At 74.2% G+C, this 21,717-nt stretch carries 17 protein-coding genes and 1 tRNA gene; 7 read left to right on the forward strand and 11 right to left on the reverse strand.

All coding sequences use genetic code 11. From position 1 onward, the window contains the following. Nucleotides 1-103: 103 nt before the first annotated feature. Nucleotides 104-186 (reverse strand) — tRNA-Leu (locus VGL20_21275). Between the two features lie 109 nt (nt 187-295). Between VGL20_21275 and VGL20_21280 the strand changes: the two genes are divergently transcribed. The 4 genes from VGL20_21280 to VGL20_21295 all read left to right on the forward strand — a co-directional run bounded on the left by VGL20_21280 (nt 296) and on the right by VGL20_21295 (nt 2,565). Beyond that, nucleotides 296-889 (forward strand): hypothetical protein, encoded by a 594-nt coding sequence (locus VGL20_21280; protein HEY2706223.1) that lies wholly within the window; start codon nt 296-298, stop codon nt 887-889. Then, nucleotides 886-1,716 carry a methyltransferase domain-containing protein gene (locus tag VGL20_21285; GenBank protein HEY2706224.1) on the forward strand — a complete coding sequence of 277 codons (831 nt, stop codon included), beginning with the start codon at nt 886-888 and terminating at the stop codon, nt 1,714-1,716. The genes VGL20_21280 and VGL20_21285 overlap by 4 nt, the downstream gene beginning before the upstream one ends. Nucleotides 1,717-1,766: 50 nt before the next feature. Then, a complete protein-coding gene (locus VGL20_21290) occupies nt 1,767-2,201 on the forward strand; it encodes a response regulator (protein HEY2706225.1) in 435 nt (144 codons plus the stop codon). A gap of 73 nt (nt 2,202-2,274) precedes the next feature. Then, nucleotides 2,275-2,565, forward strand: a complete 291-nt coding sequence (locus tag VGL20_21295) for a hypothetical protein (GenBank protein ID HEY2706226.1) — start codon at nt 2,275-2,277, stop codon at nt 2,563-2,565. Here the strand turns inward: VGL20_21295 and lepB are convergent. From lepB to VGL20_21310, 3 genes are all read right to left on the reverse strand, one after another. Continuing rightward, on the reverse strand, nt 2,562-3,353 hold the full coding sequence (gene lepB / locus VGL20_21300) for a signal peptidase I (protein HEY2706227.1): 792 nt from the start codon (nt 3,351-3,353) through the stop codon (nt 2,562-2,564). The two genes, VGL20_21295 and lepB, sit on opposite strands and share 4 nt — an antisense overlap. Before the next feature lie 174 nt (nt 3,354-3,527). Further along, nucleotides 3,528-5,000: a glycosyltransferase family 39 protein gene (locus VGL20_21305; protein ID HEY2706228.1), complete on the reverse strand. Its 1,473-nt coding sequence runs from the start codon at nt 4,998-5,000 to the stop codon at nt 3,528-3,530. Then, complete coding sequence (locus VGL20_21310; GenBank protein HEY2706229.1) at nt 4,997-6,559, reverse strand: hypothetical protein; 1,563 nt, start codon at nt 6,557-6,559, stop codon at nt 4,997-4,999. Before VGL20_21310 ends, VGL20_21305 begins: the two co-directional genes overlap by 4 nt. 62 nt (nt 6,560-6,621) lie before the next feature. Between VGL20_21310 and VGL20_21315 the strand changes: the two genes are divergently transcribed. Together VGL20_21315 and VGL20_21320 are read left to right on the forward strand one after the other, a co-directional pair. Continuing rightward, nucleotides 6,622-7,431, forward strand: a complete 810-nt coding sequence (locus tag VGL20_21315; GenBank protein ID HEY2706230.1) for a mycofactocin-coupled SDR family oxidoreductase — start codon at nt 6,622-6,624, stop codon at nt 7,429-7,431. 61 nt (nt 7,432-7,492) lie between these two features. Next, complete coding sequence (locus VGL20_21320; GenBank protein HEY2706231.1) at nt 7,493-10,741, forward strand: MMPL family transporter; 3,249 nt, start codon at nt 7,493-7,495, stop codon at nt 10,739-10,741. A gap of 77 nt (nt 10,742-10,818) precedes the next feature. On the opposite strand, the gene VGL20_21325 is transcribed toward VGL20_21320, so the two are convergent. From VGL20_21325 to VGL20_21350, 6 genes are all read right to left on the reverse strand, one after another. Continuing rightward, nucleotides 10,819-12,144, reverse strand: coding sequence for an AarF/UbiB family protein (locus VGL20_21325; GenBank protein HEY2706232.1), 1,326 nt, complete (start codon nt 12,142-12,144; stop codon nt 10,819-10,821). An 83-nt stretch (nt 12,145-12,227) separates the two neighbouring features. Further along, nucleotides 12,228-12,815, reverse strand: a complete 588-nt coding sequence (locus VGL20_21330) for a TetR/AcrR family transcriptional regulator (GenBank protein ID HEY2706233.1) — start codon at nt 12,813-12,815, stop codon at nt 12,228-12,230. 47 nt (nt 12,816-12,862) lie between these two features. Further along, nucleotides 12,863-13,237, reverse strand: a complete 375-nt coding sequence (locus VGL20_21335; GenBank protein ID HEY2706234.1) for a peptidase inhibitor family I36 protein — start codon at nt 13,235-13,237, stop codon at nt 12,863-12,865. 12 nt (nt 13,238-13,249) lie between these two features. Further along, nucleotides 13,250-15,115, reverse strand: coding sequence for an ABC transporter ATP-binding protein (locus VGL20_21340; GenBank protein HEY2706235.1), 1,866 nt, complete (start codon nt 15,113-15,115; stop codon nt 13,250-13,252). After that, nucleotides 15,112-16,233: a hypothetical protein gene (locus tag VGL20_21345; protein HEY2706236.1), complete on the reverse strand. Its 1,122-nt coding sequence runs from the start codon at nt 16,231-16,233 to the stop codon at nt 15,112-15,114. The genes VGL20_21340 and VGL20_21345 overlap by 4 nt, the downstream gene beginning before the upstream one ends. Next, nucleotides 16,230-17,180, reverse strand: coding sequence for a DUF1611 domain-containing protein (locus tag VGL20_21350; GenBank protein HEY2706237.1), 951 nt, complete (start codon nt 17,178-17,180; stop codon nt 16,230-16,232). Before VGL20_21350 ends, VGL20_21345 begins: the two co-directional genes overlap by 4 nt. A gap of 527 nt (nt 17,181-17,707) precedes the next feature. Between VGL20_21350 and VGL20_21355 the strand changes: the two genes are divergently transcribed. Continuing rightward, complete coding sequence (locus VGL20_21355) at nt 17,708-18,979, forward strand: serine hydrolase domain-containing protein (protein HEY2706238.1); 1,272 nt, start codon at nt 17,708-17,710, stop codon at nt 18,977-18,979. Here the strand turns inward: VGL20_21355 and rph are convergent. Continuing rightward, entirely contained in the window at nt 18,976-21,570 is a 2,595-nt protein-coding gene (rph, locus tag VGL20_21360; protein ID HEY2706239.1) for a rifamycin-inactivating phosphotransferase, read from the reverse strand. The genes VGL20_21355 and rph overlap by 4 nt on opposite strands. Between the last annotated feature and the right edge of the window lie 147 nt (nt 21,571-21,717).

Consider the following 21,717-nt stretch of genomic DNA (forward strand, 5'->3'; position numbering starts at 1 on the left):
GGCGTCCCGGCGGTCATGGCGAGGCTGGATGACGGAGGACGCGGACCCGGAGGAGGCGGGCCGCCTGATCCGCGGTGTGGCCTGGGTGTGGACCGCGTCAACGTGCCGAGCCCGGGATTCGAACCCGGACGGGGTTGCCCCCAGTGGTGTTTAAGACCACGGCGTCTACCGTTCCGCCAGCTCGGCGCAGGCGCATCGTACGCGAGCGGCGGGCGGTCCACCCAGAACACGATCGGTGGGTATGACGCGTGTGGACCTCCGGATCCGGCGGCGGGGCCGTATACTGGGCGAGCGCATGTTCGGCCAGAGCACCGACGCCGTCTACCGGCGCAGCCAGCGCGTCACCGGGTCCCCCGTCCGGCCCTCTGCCGTGGCCCGCGGGCTGGCGCTGCGGGTGATGTCGGCGGGCGACGACCCCCATGAGCGGCGGCGCGTCGGGCAGCTGCTGATCGACGAGCTCTGCACCGCCGCCGGGGTGGGGCCGGTCGAGCTCGTGGTCGCCGACCGTCCGCAGGTCCACCAGCACGACGGTCAGCGCCTCCAGTCCCGCACCTACGGCTACTACCGCTGCTGGTTCGAGGACGGCGAGGTCTCCCGGGCGCGGATCCGCATCTACCACCGCACCGCGGTGCGCGGCCAGGTGGTCGCCATCAAGGTGTTCCTCAACACCCTGCTCCACGAGTGGGTCCACCACTTCGACTTCACCGCGCTGCGACTGGCGCGGTCCCCCCACACCGCCGGCTTCTACTCGCGGCTGCGGAGCCTCGCCGACGCCCTCGCGGTCGGCATGGTGATGCCGCCCGAGTCCGACGATGGCGGCGCGCCGGTGGGCCGGACCGCCAGCGCGGCGGCGCGCTCGGCGCCACGGGTCCGGCGCAGGCCGGGATGAGGGCCGGCGGAGGCCCGGCCGCGGAGCGGTGGCGCACCGAGCTCGAGGGCTGGGGGATCCCCGACGCGATCGTCGCCCAGGCGCCCGAGAACCCCTGGCGGATGCCGGTCGAGCCCTTCCTCGCCGTCGCCGGCGCGCCGCTCACCCCCTCCCACCGCCGGGCGCTGGAGGCGCTGCCCGGCGAGGCCGGCCGGGTGCTCGACGTGGGCGCCGGGGGCGGGGCGATGTCGCGGCCGCTGGCCGAGGCCGGCGCCGAGGTGGTCGCCGTCGACACCGCCGAGGAGATGCTCGAGGTGAGCGGCGCCGCCACCCGGGTGCTGGGCCGATGGCCCGACGTGGCCGCCGACGCGGGGGTCGCCGACGTCGTGGTCTGCGGGCACGTCCTCTACAACAGCCCCGACCTGGTGCCCTTCGTGCGTGCCCTCGACGCGGCGGCGCGGCGGCGGGTGGTGGTCGAGATCACCGACGCCCATCCCCGCCTCAGCCCCGAGGAGCAGGTGCTCTGGCGGCACTTCTGGCAGATCGAGCGGCCCCAGGGCCCGACCTGGGAGGACGCGGTCGCGGTGCTCCGCGAGATCGGCATCCAGCCCGCGGCCGAGCGCTGGGAGCGGCGGCGCGGCTTCCACTTCCACAGCCGCGACGACCTCGTGGCCAACTTCCGCCGCCGGCTCTGCCTGCCCGCCTCCCGCGACCCCGAGGTGCTCGACCAGCTGCGCCCCTGGCTGGTCCACGAGGACGGGCGCTGGGTGATGGGCGGCCGCCCCCGGGGACTGGTGACCCTCTGGTGGGACACCACGTCGCAAGATCGGAGCGTCCCTGGCGTTTGAAGTGTTGTCCGGGCACTCGCCCGCGGCGTGGTAGCGTGTGGTGGAGGGGAATGGCAAACATCCTGGTCGCAGAGGACCACGCTGACCTGCTCCGCATGATCTGCCTCGTTCTCGAGGGCAGCGGCCATGCGGTGGTGCCCACCCCCGACGGGGCCGAGGCGATCCGGCTGGTCCGTGAGGGGCTCCGCCCCGATCTCTTCCTCTCCGACTTCCGGATGCCCGGAACCACCGGCCTCGACACGGTGATGGAGATCCGCCACATCCATCCCGACCTGCCCTGCCTCATCGTCACCGGCGACGAGGGCCTGTGGCGCTCCGCCGACAGCCTCGCCCTGCTCGACATCGAGGTGGTGCGCAAGCCCTTCGCGGTGCCCCACCTGGTGGCCGCGGTCAGCCGCGCGCTCGCCGCCCACACCACCATCACCGGGCACCCCGTCGAGCATCCCCGCACCACCAGGCCCGCCGAGGCCGCCGCCAGCGACTGACCCGGCGCCGGCCGGCACGAGACCCGTTCTCGAGCCCTTGTCCGCTCTCGCCGCGGACGAGCATCATGGTGGGATGAGCACCGATCAGAGCACCCTGTCCGACGACTCCCTGCTCCCCTCCCCCGCCGGTGCCGGTTCCGCAGCCGGCCAGCCGGCGATCACGCCGTGGTTGCAGTCCGACGACCACCGGCTCCTCGCCCACCTCGCCGAGCGCCAGCGCAGCTGGGTGCTGGCGGTGTGCGAGGCCTCGCACGCGAAGGGGGGGAGGCTCACCCCGCCCGGGGTGGTCCGTGCCGCGCTCGACCGGCTCATCGCCGACCACGGGGAGGCGGCCGCCGCCGCGGAGGCGCTCGGCGGCGCCTAGTCGCGGGGGCGGCGCGTCCCCGTCACCAGCGCGGCGACCCGGCGGCGCTGCCGGACGAGCCCCCAGGGGAGCGGGAAGATCAGCGCGGCGGCCAGCCCCGGGCCGCGTCCCAGCAGGCCGAAGGTGGTCAGCGGCCAGATCCGCAGCCGGGCCCGGGCGATGATGTTGCCCCGGGGAATCAGGCCGATGTACCGCGAGTCGAGGGAGACGTTGCGGTTGTCGCCCAGCACGAAGAACCGGTCCGCGGGGACGGTGAGCGCCTGCGGGGTCTTGGTCGCCTTGCCGGCGCTGTCGCAGCAGAAGTCGACATCGGTCCAGGGGTCCTTGGTCTGGTCGGGGAGGTAGGGCTCGGGCAGCACCTGGAAGCTGCTCGCGCCGGCCGGCTTGATCAGCACCGCGGGGCGGGGCTGGCCGTTGACGACGTGGTAGGTACCGTCGATCTCGATGGTGTCCCCGGGCACGCCGATGACGCGCTTGATGATGTCGCGGTTCACGTCGCCGGGCTGCCGCAGCACGATGATGTCGCCGCGCTCGGGGGCGTGGAGGCGGTAGGTGAGCTTGTCGGCGAAGAGCAGGTCGTTGCTCTGCAGGGTCGGGATCATGCTGGGCCCGTCGACCCGCACCGTCTGCAGGCAGACGGTGATGACGACGTAGAGGGCGACCGCGAGGGCCAGCACCTCGAGCAGGTCGCGGACCAGCTTGCGACCGCTGCCCCCCGACCCCTTCTCGGGAGGAGGAGGTGGGCTGGCCTCGGGTGAGGCGGGGGGCAGGGCGGTGAGCTGGGTCATCGGGCGGGATTATCCGCCCGTCCGACCCGTCGGGCGGCCTCCGGTGACGGCGACGACACCACAGCGTCATCATCGGGTGACCCGTCCGGGGTCGCCCGAGCCGCTCACGAGGGGCGTCGATGCGGGTCGAGATGGTCCTCGAGGTGCCCGCGGGCAGCCCCGACAGGTACGGCGCTACGGCCGCGGCCCCGGCGCCAGGTAGACGTCGACGCAGACCAGGTCGGTGCAGCCGTGACCGGTCCGCACCCGCCCCGGGGGGCCGGCCGGAGCGGGCTGGCCCTGGGTGCTGACCATCCGCACCGTCGCCGCCGAGGCCGGGACCCTGGGCATCAGCGCGTCCGCGGGATAGGCGGCCACCCCCCAGTACCACGGCACCGAGCTCGCCGGCACGTGGGTGCGGGCGACGGTCGCGGGGTCGCCCTCGGCGAGCAGCTGGAGGTAGAGGTCGGGGGTCGCCAGCACCACGTCGGCGGGTCCGACCCGGCCGCGCAGCGCGGCGGCGAGCGCTCCCACGTCGGGGCGCGTCTGGAGGAACGCGAAGAGCAGGGCGGCCACCGCCATCCCCGCCACCGGCAGCGCCGCGAGCCGGCGCAGGCGGGCGAGCCCGAGGCCCAGCAGCGGCACCAGCGGAGGCCAGAGCACGCTGGCGTAGCGCGCGTCCCAGACCGGGCTGCGCAGGCTGAGCAGCGCGAGGATCCCGATGGCGCCGAGGCCGGCCACGGCCAGGTACCAGCCGCCCCGCCACCCCGAGACCGCCGGGCGGGCGACGCCGAACAGCACCGCCGCGCCGGCGATCGACGCACCCAGCAGCGAGAACGCCTGGGCGGTGACCAGCAGGGCGTGCTGGGGCAGCTCGCGGTCGACCCCCGGTCCGGCGAGGAGCTGGGTGACGATGCCGAGGGTGGGGGCGGGCCCGAGCCCCGAGGCCCAGAAGGCCCCGCCGGCGTTGGCCGCCTGGGCGTGGGCGAGAGGCAGCCAGGCGGCGAGCGGCAGGCAGCCCACTGCGACCGCGGCGAGGGCGCGGGGCAGGGCGCGCCGCTCCGGGAGCAGCACCGCCGCCACCAGCGTGGCCGCCACCGCGGCGATGTCGAGGTAGTGGGTGAGCAGAGCCGCCGCGGTCAGCCCGGCCAGCACCGCCAGCCGGCCGCGGTCGGGCCGCTCCAGCGCCCGCCAGAGCACCAGGGCGAAGGCCATCACCAGCGTGGCCGCCATCGCGTACATCCGCGCGTCGCGCGCGGGGATGAGGACGGAGGGCAGCGCGGCGGCCACCGCGGCGGCGCCGAGCCCGGCGGGGTCACCGCCGAGACGCCGGCCGAGGGCGGCGGCGACGGGGATCACGGCCGCCCCGATGAGCGCCGAGGGCAGCCGGAGCAGCGAGGGGCTCGAGCTCACGGCCGTGGCGAGGTGGTCGAGCACGTAGCTGAGCGGGGGGGCGGAGTCGTGGCGGATCGCGTCGAGCATCCCGCCCCAGCTGCGCCGGGTCACCACCGCGGTGAACGCCTCGTCCCGGGAGATCGGCTGCAGGCCGAGAAGGACGATCCGGGCGGCGAGCCCGGCGCCGCCGATGGCGACGAGGCCTGCGGCGTAGCCGGACAGCCCGGCACGGTCGCGCCCGGAGGCGGCGACGCGGGTGGCGAGCAGGGTCACCGGCTCACCGTGGCCCAGACCCTCGGCGCACCCGACGGGTCGCGCTCGGCCACCGCCGCCCGGGCGCCGGCGTCCGCCCCCAGGGCGGTGGCGAGGGTGCCGCGGCGGAGGGCGAGCACGGTGGTGCCCGGCGGCGGATGCAGCCGCGTCCCCGGCGCGGCGACCGCGACGGCCAGGCCGGCGTCGAGGAAGCGCACCACCAGCGCCCGGTAGCCGTCGAGCACCACCACGCTGCCGGGGTGCGCCGCGGCCAGCCGGGCGGCGGCGACCAGGTCGAAGGAGTAGGCGGTGTAGCGCTCGGCGACGGGCCGGTCGAGGTAGGCCCTCGCCCCCACCGCCGCCGGCAGCAGCAGCATCAGCCCGGCCAGCGACCCGGCGAGCGCGACCCCGCCGCGCCCGCGCCAGCGCCGCCCCGCGGCCAGCGCCGCGGCGACGCCGAGCCCCACCAGGGCGGCGCAGAACGGCTCCAGACCGAGGGCGCGGAGGAAGTGCGGGGCCGGCCCCTCGGTCGCGATCAGCGGCGGCAGCAGCATCACCGGCACGCCGGCGAGCACCAGCCGCATCCCCGGGTCGCAGTGCCGCCGCCAGCAGCGCACCGCCCCGGCGACCGCCAGCGGCATCACCGTGAACGGCAGCAGCGGCAGGCCGCCGGCGTCGTGCCGCGGGTTGGGGTCGCCGAGCACCCCGAACATCCCCAGGGTGCGGAGCATGTGCAGGGGCAGCGCGGCGAGGCCGGGGTGGTCGGGGTTGGCAGCACTCACGCTGATTCCGCGCCCGAAGTAGGCGACCGGGTCCATCGCCGCGGCGACCACGATCGGCGCCGCCACCAGCGCGTAGGCGGCGATCGCGGCGGCGAGGCTGCCGCGCATCGCCCGCCATCGCTCCGGGTCGGAGCGGCGCAGCCAGATCAGCCACACCGCCGCCACCAGGGGCAGCAGCTTCAGCGGCTGGTAGGTCCAGAGGCCCAGCCCGCAGGCGGCGCCGGCGAGGGCGGCGCGCCGCACGCCGGGCCGGTCACCCCAGGCGAGAAGCGCGGCGAGCGCGAGCGTCCCCACCAGCGGCACCAGCACGTTGCGCATCCCGTCGCGGTCGACCGCGACCAGCCAGACCGAGCCCGCCGCCCAGGCGGTGCCGCCGATGACCGCGGCGGCGCCGAAGCGGCGGAGGGCCAGCGGCGTGACCGCGACCCCGGCGACGCCGAGCACCGCCGCGGTGGCGCGCAGCGCGGTGACGCCGGGACCGGTGAGGTGGAACACCGCCGCGACCAGGTAGGCGAAGGTGACCTCACGGCCGCCGTCGCCGGCGAAGAAGAGCGGGTGATAGCCGGGCACGTGGAGGATCCGCCAGGCGTCGAGCCCCTCCGCCGCCTCGTCCTGGAAGAGCCCGCCCGGCTGGTCGCCGAGGCGCAGCAGGCGCAGCGCGGCGGCGCCGGCGACGAGGAGGAGCAGCGAGACCACGATGGCGATGTGGACACCGCGCCGGGCCGGCCGGTCCGGGGGCGCCGCCGGGTTCGGGCCGGCGGGGACGGCCGTCGCGGGGGTGGGGACGAGCGCCGTCATCGACGGAAGGATGGCGGGAGCGGGCGGGGCGGCGTGCGGAGCGGGGCTGTCACCATGCGCCCATGGGCCGGGTCGAGGGCAGGGTCGCGCTGGTCACCGGGGCGGCGCGCGGGCAGGGGCGGGCCGAGGCGGTGCTGCTCGCCGCCGAGGGGGCGGACATCATCGCGGTCGACATCTGCGCCGAGGTGCTGCCCCTCGGCTATCCACCCGCCACCCCCGCCGACCTCGAGGAGACCGCCCGCCTGGTCGAGGAGCGGGGCCGGCGGGTGGTCGCCCGCCGCGCCGACGTGCGCGACCTGGCGGCGCTGACGGCGGCGGTCGAGGAGGGCGTCGCCGCGCTCGGCCGGCTCGACGTGGTCGTCGCCAACGCGGGCATCTGCGGCTGGGGCCGGGTCTGGGAGATCTCCGAGGCGGAGTGGCGGGGGGTGATCGACACCAACCTCACCGGGGTCTGGCACACCCTCAGGGCGACCGTCCCGATCCTCATCGACCAGGGGACCGGCGGCTCGGTGATCGTCACCAGCTCGGTGGCCGGGCTGAAGTCGCTGCCCCTCCAGGCCCACTACTCGGCGGCGAAGCACGGGCTGGTCGGGCTCGCCAAGAGCGCCGCCATCGAGCTCGGCGAGCACGGCATCCGGGTGAACTCGATCCATCCCTGGGGGGTGGACACCCCGATGGCCACCGAGGACCTGACCGCCAGGCGCATGCTCGACGACAACCCCGGGCACGCCGCCTCCTTCGCGAGCATCCTGCCGCTGCTGCTGACCGGCGTCGACGAGATCGCCGAGCTGGTCGTCTACCTCGCCTCCGACGCCGCGCGCAGCGTGACCGGCGCCCAGCTCGTCATCGACGCGGGGGCGACCGCCGTCTGACAGAGTTGTACTCCCGGTCTATACTCACCAATCAAGGATCGGAGAGGCGGGGGTGCACGCGATGGCGCGACCCGACGACCCTGGCGGCAACCGCCGCCGGCTGCTGGGTCCTCTCGTGGTCGTTGCCGCCTGGCTGATGGCCGCGGCGCTGGGGCTGCTCGCCGCGCCGTCGCTCACCACCGTGGCGGTGCAGGACGAGACCGCCCTCCTCCCCCACGACGCGCCCTCGCAGCAGGCCGCCCAGCTGCTCCACCGCCTCTTCCCCCACGACCCCTCCCTCGACTCCGCGCTGATCGTCCTCCACCGGCCGGGTGGGCTCACCGCCGCCGACCGCGCCTACCAGGCCCGGCTCAGCGCGGAGCTGGCGTCGCCGGCGATGGCGCGGACGGTGGCCGGCGTCGAGTCGGCGACCGGCCTCTCCCGGCTCTCGTCGGTGCTCACCTCGCCCGACGGGACCACCGCGCTGGTGGTGGTCGGGCTTCGCGCCGCCCCCTTCACCGGCGCTGCCGACAGCGCGGTGGCGGGGCTGCGCCACCACCTCGACGCCACCGCCCCGGCGGGGCTGACCCACCACCTCAGCGGCGTCGCCGGGCTCAGCGCCGACGAGACCGGGGAGGTCACCGCCAGCTTCGCCCGCACCGCCGTGGTCTCGATCGTGCTGGTGCTCGCCATCCTCCTGCTCGTCTACCGCTCGCTGCTGGGAGGGCTGATCCCGCTGGTCACCAGCGGCGCCGCCTTCGCGGTCGCCCTCGGCGCCATCGGCATCCTCGCCGCCCACGGCCTCCAGGTGTCGACCCTCGCCACCACCCTGATGGTGGTGATGGTGTTCGGCGCGGGCACCGACTACTGCCTGTTCCTCGTCTCCCGCTACCGGGAGGAGCTGGGCGGCGGCGGTTCCCGGACCACCGCGCTGGGCCGGGCCCGCCGCGCCACCGGCCCGGTGATCGCCGCCTCCGGGGCGACCGTGATCGCCGGGTTCCTGTCGCTGCTCACCGCGCGAATGGGCGTCTACCGCACCATCGGGCCCGCCGTCGGCATCGCGGTGGCGGTCACCGTCGCCGCCGGGCTCACCCTCACCCCGGCGCTGCTCGCCCTGCTCGGCGGGCGCGCCTTCCGGGCGCCGCGACGCCCCGGCAGCGGCATCTGGCCGTGGCTGGGAACCCTGGTGCGGACCCGGCCGGCAGCGGTCAGCCTGGCGGTGGCGGCGGTGCTGCTGCTCTGCGCCGGCGGGCTGCGGGGCTTCCACCAGTCCTTCGATCTCTCCCGCGAGCTGCCCCCCTCGGCCGACTCGCGGCGCGGCGCCGAGACCGTCGCCGGCCACCTTCCCACCGGCGAGCTCGCCCCCATCGTGCTGGTGGTCAGCGGCGGGCACGCGGTGCGCACCGCGGCCTCGCTCGACGCCGTCGACCGGCTCAGCGACGCGCTGCACGCCCTCCCCGGGGTCGCGGAGGTGCGCTCGGTCACCCAGCCGGCGGGGGCGCCGATCACGCTGCGCTCGGGGGCGGGCGGGCTCGAGGGGATGGCCGGGCTGCGCTCGCTCGGCATCGATCCCAACCGTGTCGACGTCACCCCGCTGTACTCGGCGATGGCGTCGTCCCGCGGCCTCCGGCTCACCGAGCCGGTGCTCCGCGCCCATCCCCAGCTGGCCGCGCCGCTCGACTACTTCGTCGGCGCCGGGGGCACCTCCACCCGGCTGATGGTGGTGGTCCACGGCGATCCCTACGCGCCGGCGGCGCTGCGGCTGATCCCCCGGGTGGCGGCGACCGCCGCGTCCACCCTGGCCGGGGGCCCGCTGGCGGGCGCGCAGCTCGCGGTGGGCGGGCCGCCGGCGATCTTCGCGGACATCGAGCGGCTCGGCGGCGAGGACTTCCACCGGGTGATGGCGGTGCTGCTCGTCGCCATCCTGGTGGTGCTCACCCTGCTGCTGCGCTCGCCGGTCACCCCCCTCTACCTGCTGGTCACGGTGCTGCTCTCCTACGCCGCCACCCTCGGGCTCACGGTCGCGGTGTTCTCCGGCCTGCTCGGTCAGGGCGACCTGTCCTTCTGGGTGCCGCCGTTCCTCTTCGTCATCCTCGTCGCCCTCGGCGCCGACTACAACATCTTCATCACCAGCCGGATGCGCGAGGCGCTCGACGCCGGCGCGTCGGTGGCCGACGCGGCGGTGCGCGGCCTCGTCGACACCGGCCCGGTGATCTCCTCGGCCGGGCTGATCCTCGCCGGCACCTTCCTCGCGATGGTGATCGTGCCCCTCCCCACGCTCGCGCAGATGGGCTTCGCGGTCACCACCGGGGTGCTCATCGACACCTTCGTGGTGCGCCCGCTGCTGGTGCCGGCGCTCACGGTGTGGCTGGGACGGCTCGCCTTCTGGCCGAGCTCGGCCAGAACCCGGACCCGTCCGGCGCTGCGCGTGGGGGTGGCCGCCGCCGAGCTCGGGCTCGCCGCCGCCGTCGCCGCGGCGGTGCTGGTGGGGACGCCGCTCGCCGAGGGCCTGACCGCGACCCGCGTCCCCGGCGCGGCCCCCGCCGCCGGCCCCCGGGTGGCCGGGCTCGTGGCGCCGGCGACCGCCGCTCCGGTGACACCGGCGACCGGGGCGGCGACCCCGCCACCGCCCGCGGCACCGCGGACCGGCACCCGTCCGGTGGCCGCCCCTCCCCCGCCCGCGGCGGCGATGGCCCCGGCAGCGGCCGGCGCCGCGCCGGCGCCGGCGCGCATCGCGATCCCCGCCACCGGCGGGTGGCGGTTCCACCTCGAGGGCACCCGCCGGATCGGCATGGTCGGCTCCCAGCAGCCGTTCAGCGAGGACGTCACCACCAGCGTCAGCCGCACCGGCGGCTCCGCCGACGCCCCGGTGATGCGGCTCACCACCTCGTCGAACGCGGGGACGCAGGACGACCAGCGCCGCTACGCCCCCGGCGGCGTCGAGTGGCTCTCCACCCAGGGGTCGACCACCGGGCTCGCCTTCGGCGGCACCTTCCAGCCGCCGCTGCTGCTGCTCGAAGCCCCGGTGCGGCAGGGCGCCACCTACGCCGCGGACTGGTCGACCGGCCCGACCCACGGCCACACCACCACCACCGTGACCGGCACCCGCAGCGTCACCGTCGCCGGCCGTGCCCACACCTGCGTCGCCACCCGGTCCGACTCCACCTTCAGCGGGGACATGAACGGCTCCCGCCAGGTCAGCTCGTGCTGGGTCACCGAGCTGGGGATGGCGGTCACCGAGGCCGAGCACGACCAGGGCACCTACCAGGGCGTGCCCTTCGACGTCACCACCGACCGGGTGCTCGTCGGGGTTCCAGGGGGAGGGCTGTGAGCGACCTCGGAGCTGATCGCCCGGGAGAGGCCCCCGATGATTGAGCGCGCCGGCGCTCAGAGCCTGAAGACGCGCCCTCAGTGCACCCGGCCGAGGATCTCGGGGAGGCGGGCGACCACCCGCGCGTCGATGAGCCCGGTGAACAGGTAGGTGACGATGTCGGGCTCGGCGAAGATGTTCAGGTCGGGCGCGACCATCCGCGAGTAGCCCTCGAAGAGCATCAGCTGGCGGGCGACGAGGATGAGCTCGCGGGGCAGGGTGAGGCGGTGCTGCAGCGCCACCGAGAAGATGTCGATGAGCAGGCGGGGGAAGGAGATCTCCGCGAGCGGCCGGTCGAGGTGCTGGAGGACGATCAGCCCGACGTCGCGTCCCAGCGCCTCCTCGTCGATCGGGCCGCGGCTCAGCCCGGCCTCCTCGAGCACCGCGCCGATGCCCCGCGGATCGCCCTTGAGCACCGCGTCGCGGATGGCGCGGGGCAGCGACATGCAGAGCACGTGGCGCAGGGTCGCGTCGAGCTCGCCCATGATCCCGAAGTCGAGCAGGGCGATGTCACCGTCGGCGGTGTAGAAGATGTTGGCGGCGTGGACGTCGCCGTGGAAGAGCCCGTGGCGCAGCGCCGACTCGAGCCAGGCGCGCATCGCCTCGAGGCCGACGTCGAACACCGCCTCGCTCCCCAGCCGGCGGGCCGCGGTGTCGATCGGGTCGCCGTCGATGAAGGTCATCACCAGCACCGACTCGCTGACCATGCCCTCGACGGCCTCGGGGACGTGGATTCGCGGGTTGGCGCCGTCGAGGTGGAGGTTGCGTCCGAACTCCGCCATCCGCCGGGCCTCGATGCGCAGGTCCATCTCGGTGCGCAGGCTGGCCGCGAAGTCCTCGGCGATCGCCACCGGGCTGATGGTCCGGCCCAGCGACCCGGCCCGCTCCAGGGGGAGGGCGAACAGCTTGAGCAGCCGCAGGTCGCGCTCGACACGGGTGCTCAGGCCCGGACGCCGCACCTTGACCGCGACCACCCGGCCGTCGCGGAGCTGGGCGCGGTGCACCTGGGCGATGGACGCCGCGGCGCGAGGGCGCTCGTCGAACCAGCGGAAGAGGTTCTGGACCGGCGCGCCCAGACCCTCCTCGACGATCTTGCGCACCGCCGCGGGCTTCTCCGGGGGCACGTCGTCGAGCAGCTGGCGGAACTCCTCGGAGAAGGCGGTGGGGAAGATCCCCGGGCTGGATGCGATCAGCTGGCCGAGCTTGACGAAGGTCGGGCCCAGCTCGACGAAGCTCTTGCGCAGCGCCCGGGCCAGCGCCTCCAGCCCCTGGTCGCGGGGGCGCAGCACCAGGAAGGGCCCGCGCCGGGCGGTGCTGAGAACGCCGTTGCGGGTGAGGCTGAGGCCGATGCGCCCCAGCCGCACGGCGTCGAGCGGCGACAGCCGGCGCAGATCGATGGCGACGTCGTCGGTCTTCGTCGCGCTGCCTCCCCCCGTGGTGATCCGGCTCAGGACGCGCGCAGCCCCCTGCCGAGCAGCCCCACAACGATGTCGCCCACCCGCACGGCGTCGAGCTCCTGGTGGGCGACGAGGTAGTGGAGCCCGGTCACGGTCACCGCGCCGTAGATCGCGGCGCTGGTGGCCTCGTCGTCGACCAGCCCGCCGATCGACCCGTCGGCCCGCCCCTCGGCGAGCAGCCGGGCGACGGGGAACAGGAAGGCCTCGCCGATGGCGTTGGCGATCTCCGGGATCCGCCCGGCGCGGCTGAGGTCGGCGAGGAGCACCCGGCAGGCGTCGGGCCGTGCCGCCATCACCCGCAGCTGGGCGCGCACGATCGCCTCCAGCCGATCCAGCGCGGTCCCCGGGCTGGCGACCAGGCGCTCGACCTCCTCGGCGACGTCGCGGAGCAGGCTGGCGAGCAGCCAGGAGAGGATCTGCTCCTTCCCCTGGAAGTGGTAGTACAGGGTGGCCTTGGGGACCCCGGTCACCTCGGCCACGTCCTCCATCCGGGTGCCCTCGAAGCCCTTCTCGGCGAACGCCGCCACCGCCAGCTCGAGCCGCTCGCGGAGCGGGCTGGGGAGGGCACGGAGTGTCACATCCCTAGTTTAGACCCCCGGTCGAGGCCGGGATCGAGCCGAACCGGTCACGGTCCTGGCGGGCCCTGCGGGTCGGTGGGGTCGTGCCAGTTCAGGTAGCTCCGTCCCGACACCCCGGTGCTGCCGCCCCCGCTCCTCACCACCACCGGGGTGCCGGCGCAGGCGGGCTGGGGGTAGATGCGCAGCTCCTGGAGGGTGTCGCCATCGTTGTTCAGGGCAGACCCCACCGTCGCGTTGTCGCAGGTCTCGTCCTGAACCACGGTGACGGTGCCGGTGTAGCCGGCGCCGGACCAGACGCAGACCTCCTCGGCGGGGCACTGGGCCGCGGTGGCGCCGGCGGCGGGACCCGACCCCTGCGACCACCCGGCGGCGCAGAGGAGGGCGATCGGGACCAGGGCACGGAGCGGAGTGGGGTGACGCATGGCGGCCCGACCCTACCCACCCTGGAAGATCGCCGTCAACTCCTCGCGCATGCGCCGCGCCGAGGCCGACGGTCGCCGCACCGGCCGGCCGGGGAGGTGAACGGCCGGGTCCGGTGCGGCGGCGGCCGTGCCCACCTCGACGATGCGCCCGTCGCGCACCGTCACCACCCGGCCGGCGAGGTCGAGCAGCGCCGGGCGGTGGGTGGCCATCACCACCGTCCTCCCCGCCATCAGCGTGCACAGCGCCCGCACCACCACCCGCTCCGCCTCGGGGTCGAGGTCCGAGGTGGGCTCGTCGAGGAGCACCACCGGGGCGTCGCGCAGCAGCGCGCGGGCGATGGCGACGCGCTGCCGCTGGCCGCCGGACAGTCCGGCGCCGCGGTCACCGAGGTGGGCCTGCAGTCCGCCGGGAAGGTGGCACGCGAACTCGAGGACCAGCGCCCGCTCGGCGGCGGCGAGCACGTCGTCGTCGGAGCAGCCGGTACGCCCGTAGCGGATGTTCTCCCACAGCGTCCCGGAGAAGAGGAAGGTGTCCTGGGGCACCACGGCGAGCTGCTCGCGCAGCCAGCCGGCGGGCCACAGCGGCAGCGGCACCCCGTCGAGCAGCACCTCTCCCTCCACCGGGGGATACAGGCCCGCGATCAGCGAGAGGACCGACGACTTGCCGGCGCCGTTGGCGCCCACCAGCGCCACCCGTCCGCCGGCGGGCACGGTGAGGAAGGCGGCCTCGAGCACCGGCCCGCGGCCGTAGTCGACGGTGACCTCGCGGAGGTCGAGGTCGCCGCGGGCCCGGGACGAGGGCGCCCGGCGGGGATCCACGGTCCCGGGCATGACCGGTGACAGCACGCTGCGCGGTTCGGCGAGCACCGCGGTGACGCGGTCGGCGGCGGCGGCGCCCTGGGCGAGGGTGAGCGAGAGCCGTGACAGCGACCGCAGCGGCTTGAGCATGGTCCGCACGTAGGCCATCACCACCAGCAGCACGCCGAGGCTCCAGCTGTGGTGGAGCACCCCCCACGCCCCCACCCAGAGCAGCGCGGCGGTGCCCGCCTGGGTGCAGATCTCCACCAGCGGAGTGAACCGGGCGACCACGTCGACGGAGCGCAGCCCGGCGGCGAGGGTCGCCTGGTTGCCGGCCTCGAAGGCCCGGTCGTGCACCTCCTGGCCGCCGAGGGCGAGCACCGTGCGGATGCCGGAGAGCACCTCGGTGGCCTGGGCGGTGAGCGCGCCCCTCGAGGCCCGCCGCGCCCGCGCCGCCGCGCGGGTCAGGCGCGCGTAGCGGGTGATCACCACCAGCAGCACGGGCACGGTGGCGAGGGCGAGCAGCCCCAGCCGCCAGTCGACGAGCATGGTCACGATCAGCAGCCCGGCGACGGTGAGGATCGCCGGCAGCAGCGTGGAGAACACGTCGACGAGGGCGTCGTCGATGCGGTCGGTGTCCATGGTGAGGCGGCTGGTCAGCTCACCGAGCGACGATCGGTCGTGGAAGCTCAGCGGCAGCCGCTGGAGGTGGGCGAAGAGGTCGCTCCGGATCGACGCGGTGATGCGCTCACCAGCGCTGTTCATCACCCGGTCGCCGAGATAGTCGAAGAGCCCGCTGGCGGCGCCGAGCAGCACGGTTGCCGCCGCGGCGACGCTGAGCAGCAGGATCGGCGAGGGGCGCACCGGCGCGAGCACGGCGGCCATCACCCCGCGCACCGGCCGGTGGCCGATCACGTTGTCGACGATCATCACCAGCGGCCAGGGCTGGGCGAGGTCGGCGAGCATCTCCGCGACCCGCAGCCCGATGCCGGCGCCGAGGATGCGCAGGTGGGGACGGCCGTATCCGTGGAACCGCCACAGGCTGCGGACCGCGCTCTCGCCGGCGGCGCCGGCGGTCACGAGCCGACCGCGATGCCCGCGGGGAGGCCGCCGCGGGCGCGCCACCGCGACTCGTTGTTGGCGGTGCCCACCTCGATGCCACGGGCGGCGAACACCGTCTCCACCACGGTGGCGAGGTCGCCGCCGCCGGCCTCGTCCTCGGCCAGGATGGCCTCGAGGGCGGTGGCGAAGCGCCGGCGCCGCCGCTGCGCCACCTCGACCGGGAGATCGTCGCCGCTGCGGCCGATGCGCTCCAGCGACCGCAGCACCACCGCGTCGAAGCGCCCGGGATCGACGCCGCCGCGCTCGAGCTCGCAGCGGGCCGCCCACAGCGCCGCCGACCAGATGGCGCCGTCGGCATGGGGATCGCTCAGATGCCCGCCGACGAAGTGGGCCATGGTGCGGGGGGCGTCGAGGCGGCGGCGCCGTGCCGAGTACGAGGGCACCCCGGCCCGATGCCATCCGTAGATGTCCGGGGTGCCCATCAGGATGGCGGCGATGTAGTCGCAGGTGCCCTCGTCGAGGGGGATCCTGCGGTTGGTCTGCGCCCCGGCGGCGCGGCGGCGGTTGCAGCGCAGGTCGGCGGTGTGGTGGACGAGGTGGTGGCCGAACTCGTGGTAGACGATCGCCGGGTCGTGGCTGGCGGTGTGCAGGTAGGCGCGGCCGTCGAGCGGCACCAGCCGGCCGCCGGCGCCGAGATGGATCTCCCCGGTGGCGACCGGCGGCTCCTCCTCGGGCAGGGTGCTGTAGCTCTCCGCCGGCAGCCGGTAGTGGCCGCCGCCCCACCCCGGGTGCCGGGCCGCGTGGGCGCCGACCACGGCGACCAGGGGTGGCAGCGGGCGGCCGAGCAGCTCGGTGGCTCGAGCCAGGGCGCGGCTCAGGTGGTGGGCGGTGTTGACCACGCCGAAGGCCAGGGCGTCGCGGCGGTGCTCAGGGGTGGCGGTGGGCCCGCCGCCGCGGCGAGGGTCGAAGCGGAGGTCGGCGCGCTCGAAGAGCTCCTCGTCGCCGTCGTGGCGGACGGTGAGCCCGGGCAGCAGCAGCGCCCCGCCCTCCAGCCGCTCGACCCGGAGCGGCACCTCCTCGAGCCGGCCGGGGGGCGGATGACCGCGCCCCGACCACACCCGGGCGGTGAGGATCACAACGTCGCGCCGGTGGGCAGCAGGTCGAGCGCCTCGCCGGCCGCCAGCTCGCCGGCGGTGCGGACCGGCAGGCCGGTGGCGCGGAGCGCCTCGCGGGCGGCGAGCGGGCTCCGGCTCAGCAGCCCGCTGAGCGCGAGCACCGGCAGGCCGAGCTCGGTGAGGATCTCGACTCCCGACCGCGCCGAGAGGGCGTCACCGGTGGCCAGCACCACCCCGTCGACCTCGCCCTGGAGGGTGCGCAGCAGCCGCGAGGTCTCGGGCATGAGCAGGCCGTCGGCCACCTCGAGGACGATGACGTCGCAGCCGTCGACGGCGAGGCTGTCGCGGATCGCGACCAGCGTCGCCGCCAGCCGCTCGCCGGGGTAGCCGAAGGTCGAGGGCATGCCGAAGTCGAGGAAGTCGGCGACCGCGACGGCGCCGGCGTCGACATACTCCCACCGGTCCTTGCCGCTGCCCGAGCCGGTCACCTTGCCGGCGCCGGGACGCAGGCCGGCGCGGACCCAGCCGCGGATCAGCGCCGCGGCGGTGGTGGTCTTGCCCGCGTTCATTCCGGACCCGACCACCGCGATCGTCGGCGGCCGCCGCATCGGCATCGCCGGCGCCGGCCGGGCGAAGTCCTCGGTGGAGAGCGGCTCGCCGCCAGCCCCCACCAGCCCGCCGATGATCTCCAGCCCGGTGGGCTGCCCGTGGACGTCGTGGCTGGTCACCACCGACCCGATCAGCCCGCCGGCGGTGAGCAGGTGGGCGTGGGGGCTGTCGAGCACGTAGCCCTCATAGAAGTCGGTGGCGTAGCGGTTGCCGAGCGCCCCGACCACCAGGTCACCGCCGTGCAGGCGCATCCGCCGGCCGTTCCGGTTCTCGGCGTGGTCGTGCACCCCGATCTCGGTGATGCGTCCGACCACGAGGTCGCCGGACCGCGGCGGCCTCCGCCACTCGCCGACCGTCATGGGCGTGCCATGAGGCAGCGTTCTGGTCACATAGGTCCATTTCATGGCTGCGGCAGCCGACGTGGCCATCGATCCCCCTTCCCGAGCACTCGTCGAGCGCCGCCACGCCTCGGTGCCCACGCTACCCCCAGTCCTGTGTCTGTGTCAATTCAGGCTTGGTGTTCTTGCGATACTTGGTTTTTCGAGATCACCGGTGGCTGTCCGAATGTTATCCGGGAGTGCTGGCGTGGCGAACCAATGATTAAGGCTGCGCTCAGCTGATGCCGATCATCCACCACATCACCGAACCCACCGGGTGGGAGGCGGCACAGCTCACGGGACAGTACATTGGTGACTCCCTCGGCACCGAGGGTTCATCCACCGCTCGACCGAGCCTGCACAATACGGCGGGTCGGACCCGAGCGAGGAGGAAGCGAGATGGCCGATCTCCGGGAATCGCCGGCGCCGCCGGCCAGCCACGCCGACCTGCTCGAACGGGCCCTCGTCGCCCATCTCGGGACGGTGCGCCCCGACGGCTTCTCGCGCCAGTGAGCGAGCTCCAGGTCGAGGTCGAGCCCGGCGAGGCCGGCTTCGACGCCGCCCGGCTGTCGCGCATCCAGGGGCTCTTCGACGGCTACGTCGCGGACGGGCGGCTGCCCGGCTGGCTGGCGGTGGTCAGCCGCTTCGGGCGGGTGGTGCAGGTGGCGAGCGGCGGGCAGCGCGACCTCGAGGCCGGGCTCCCCGTCGAGCCCGACACCCGCTGGCGCATCTACTCGATGACCAAGCCGGTCACCTCGGTGGCGGCGATGATGCTCTACGAGGAGGGACGGCTCCAGCTCACCGACCCGGTGGCGCGGTTCATCCCCGGGTTCGCCGACGTGCGGGTGTACTCCAGGGGCTCGGCGCTCAAGCCCTCCACGGTGCCGGCGAGCGAGCCGATGCGGGTGTGGCACCTGCTCACCCACACCGCCGGGCTCACCTACGGCTTCCACCACGCCCACCCGGTCGACGCCATGTACCGCGCCGCCGGGTTCGACTGGGGCACTCCGCCGGACATGGACCTCGCCGCCTGCTGCGACGCCTGGGCGCGGCTCCCGCTGGTCTTCCAGCCCGGCGCGGAGTGGAACTACTCGGTCGCCACCGACGTTCTCGGCCGCGTCGTCGAGGTGGCCTCGGGCCTGCCCCTCGACCGCTTCCTCGCCGAGCGCGTGCTCGGTCCGCTGGGGATGACGGACACCGCCTTCTGGGCCGACGACGACCGCCTCGCGGCGCTGTACAGCCCCGACCCGCGCACCGGGAGGGCGGTGCGCAACGTGGAGATGGACGGTCCCGCCCGCCGGCCGCCGGTGTTCCTCTCCGGGGGCGGCGGCCTGGTGTCGACCGCGGCCGACTACCATCGCTTCACCCGGATGCTGCTCGGCGGCGGCGCCCTCGACGGGGTGCGGCTGCTCGGCACCCGCACCGTCGACTACATGGTGCGCAACCACCTTCCCGGCGGTGTCGACCTCGAGGTCTTCGGCCGGCCCCTCTTTGCCGAGATGCCGTTCGCCGGCGTCGGCTTCGGGCTCGGCGTCTCGGTGGTCGTCGACCCGGTGAAGGGGCATTCGCTGTGCAGCGCCGGCGAGTACGCCTGGGGCGGGGCGGCGAGCACCGCGTTCTGGGTCGACCCCGCGGAGCAGATCACCGCGCTGTTCTTCACCCAGCTGCTGCCCTCGAGCACGTATCCGATCCGCTCGCAGTTCCGCACCCTGGTGTACCAGGCGCTGGTGGACCGTCCGCGCTCCGGTGCGGAGGTTGCGGCGGTGGGCTGGCCCAGCTAGAGCAGGATCTCGACGTACCCGTCCGTTCCATGCACGCGGATCCGCTGCCCATCCCGGATCAGCCGGGTGGCATGCTCCACCCCCACGACGGCGGGCAGGCCGTATTCCCGGGCGATCACCGCGCCATGGGTCATCAGACCCCCGACCTCCGTCACAAGGCCCTTGATCCCGACGAAAAGGGGCGTCCAGCTGGGATCGGTGCAGGCGGTGACCAGGATGTCGCCCGTTTCGAGATCGGCCTCCGCCATGTCATGAATGACCCGGGCCCGCCCCTCGATGACCCCGGCGGAAACTGCCAAGCCGACCAGGGCACCGGCCGGCACGTCATCGCGCCGGTACGCCCCGGCGACGAGCTCGCCATCCGACGTGAGCACCCGGGGTGGCGTGAGCGCTTGATGCGACCTGAACGCGTCCTTGCGCTGGGAGATGACATGGTCATCCACCTGTTTCGTGCGCACGACGTCGTGGAGTTCCTGGAACGTGAGGTAGAAGATGTCCTCCTTCTCACCAAGCACGTGGGCCTGCACAAGGCGCTCGGCCTCGTCCAGCAAGGCCCGCTTGTACACGAAGTAGCGGCTGACCATGCCGTACTTCGGATACTCCCGGTAGCCGATGAAGGTCCGGACGCGGTCAATCATTCGCTTCGCCTCCTCGGCCTTCTGCTCTCCATCCGGCAAGGCCCGCAGGCGCTCCAGCAGCTCCTGTTCCTTCGTCCACGCCTCCTGCTGCCCTCGCTCGAAGCGCTGCTCGCCGGCGCCCGGCTCGAAGTTCCTGATATTGCCGAGGATCACGGGCACCAGCGTGGTGGGGCGTTCGCTCCAACGCGGCCTCGTGATGTCGATCTCGCCGACGCAGCGCATGCCATACATGTCGAGGAAGGCGCGGATGGCGTCTCGCGCTTCGCGTCCGCCGGTGAGCTTCGTCAGCTCATCCACGAAAGCTTCGTCCTCGACGTGTTGCAGAAAGGCCACCACCTCCGGATGCGGGCGGATCACGTCCGCAACGTGCATGAGCGCCAGCCCCATCTCCGACGTGACGTTGTACGGCACGGACTGGGTGAGGGTGTCGGCCGCGTTCTTCTCGCCCAGCCATTCCTGCAGGTGCTCGTTGAGCCACTGGGAGGCGTCCATCGCCGTCATGAACACCTGATGGCTGAGCGGATCGAACAGGATCCGCCTCATTTCCTGGATGTCCGCCAGGATGAAGTCGAGCAGCGCCGATCCGGACCTGGTCGCGATGTCGCGCTTCGCGGCGGCGATGGAGTCCTGACTGCGCCGTATCAGCTCGGTGGCGATCGCCGGATCGGTCTCGATCGGGGCCGCCGGGCCGCCCGCCGGCGGAGTGCCGGCGCCCTCGTCCGAGAGCAACGGGATGAAGTCGTCGCGTTCGACGATCGTCCGCAGCGCGTCCCCGGTCAGCGGATCGGATTTCCCGAATACTTCCACGAGCGCGGCGCGGCTCGCGCGCGAAGCCAGACGCGCAGTGACGTCGACGAACAGCCTGCCCCCGGCCACGCGCATCGGTGCCGGTGAGGTCAGCTGCCACAGGGAGAGCCCCAGCGGCTTCATGGGGTCGGTCATCATCTGCTGGTGACCGACTGAGACGTAGACGTGGTTCCCCGCGTCGCCGGCCTCCGGGATGGGGAACAGGGTTGTGATCGGACGGCTCTGGACAACCTGGAAATCATCATCGACCAGGCACCATTCGATGTCCTGGGGGCAGCCGAAATGCGCTTCGATTCGCCTGCCCAGCTGCACGAGCCGAATCACCTGCGCATCCGTGAGCGCCGGCTGCTGCTGCCGCTCCGGATCGATCGCCTGTTGCTGTGTTCCGCCTCCCGGCGAGGCGAAGATGGCGCGCTGCTTGGTGGCGACTGCCTGAGCGACGATGTGGCCGCCGCGCACCCTGTAGGAGTCCGCGTTCACCAGGCCTGAGACGAGGGCCTCGCCGAGGCCGAAGCAGGCCTCCACGGCGGCGACCCTCCGATTGCAGGTGACGGGGTCGGCCGTGAACAGGATGCCGGCCGCCTGCGGGAAGACCATCTGCTGCACGACCACCGCCATGTGGACCTTCGTGTGATCGAAGCCGTTCCGCATGCGGTAGGTCACGGCCCGCTCGGTGAAGAGCGATGCCCAGCACCGGCTGATGTGGTCGAGGATCGCTGTCGGCCCCACCACGTTCAGGTACGTGTCCTGCTGGCCCGCGAAGGAGGCCGTCGGCAAGTCCTCCGCCGTCGCGCTGGATCGGACGGCGTAGGCGGCCGGGTCACCGAGCCGGGCGAGCGGGCGGGTGATCGCCGCCGTCAGATCGTCGGGGATGGCGATCCCTTCGAGGGTCCGCCGGATCTCCGCGCTGAGCGCGCGGATCGCCTCCCGGTCGTCCGGCCTCAGGCGCGACAGCAGATCGAGCCGTTCGTCGATCGACGGCGCTGCCGCCACGATCCGCTGGAAGGCGTCCGTTGTCACGCAGAAGCCGGCCGGCACGCGGATGCCCTCGATCCGCGAAAGCTCGCCCAGGTGCGCGCCCTTGCCGCCGACGACCGCGATGTGCGTCTGGTCGATGTCCTGGAAACCCAACACGTAGCAGCCCAACCGCTCACCTCCCACTCGCCGAAGGGCGCTCGCCCGCCAGCACCAGCCCGGTCCGGCCTCCCCCGGCGATCACCGCCGCATGTCCCTGCATCACTTCGCCCCTCCGATCCGCAGGGTCCTCGCCTCGGACGGTCGATTGTGCGGCAC

The organism is Candidatus Dormiibacterota bacterium (assembly GCA_036495095.1).
Classification (GTDB): Bacteria; Chloroflexota; Dormibacteria; order Aeolococcales; family Aeolococcaceae; genus CF-96.

Bases quoted from the DNA above. Each gene is read 5' to 3' on its own strand.
- VGL20_21280 (HEY2706223.1), top strand. From the start codon at position 296: ATGTTCGGCCAGAGCACCGACGCCGTCTACCGGCGCAGCCAGCGCGTC.
- VGL20_21285 (HEY2706224.1), top strand. From the start codon at position 886: ATGAGGGCCGGCGGAGGCCCGGCCGCGGAGCGGTGGCGCACCGAGCTC.
- VGL20_21290 (HEY2706225.1), top strand. From the start codon at position 1,767: ATGGCAAACATCCTGGTCGCAGAGGACCACGCTGACCTGCTCCGCATG.
- VGL20_21295 (HEY2706226.1), top strand. From the start codon at position 2,275: ATGAGCACCGATCAGAGCACCCTGTCCGACGACTCCCTGCTCCCCTCC.
- lepB (HEY2706227.1), bottom strand. From the start codon at position 3,353: ATGACCCAGCTCACCGCCCTGCCCCCCGCCTCACCCGAGGCCAGCCCA.
- VGL20_21310 (HEY2706229.1), bottom strand. From the start codon at position 6,559: ATGACGGCGCTCGTCCCCACCCCCGCGACGGCCGTCCCCGCCGGCCCG.
- VGL20_21315 (HEY2706230.1), top strand. From the start codon at position 6,622: ATGGGCCGGGTCGAGGGCAGGGTCGCGCTGGTCACCGGGGCGGCGCGC.
- VGL20_21320 (HEY2706231.1), top strand. From the start codon at position 7,493: ATGGCGCGACCCGACGACCCTGGCGGCAACCGCCGCCGGCTGCTGGGT.
- VGL20_21335 (HEY2706234.1), bottom strand. From the start codon at position 13,237: ATGCGTCACCCCACTCCGCTCCGTGCCCTGGTCCCGATCGCCCTCCTC.
- VGL20_21350 (HEY2706237.1), bottom strand. From the start codon at position 17,180: ATGACGGTCGGCGAGTGGCGGAGGCCGCCGCGGTCCGGCGACCTCGTG.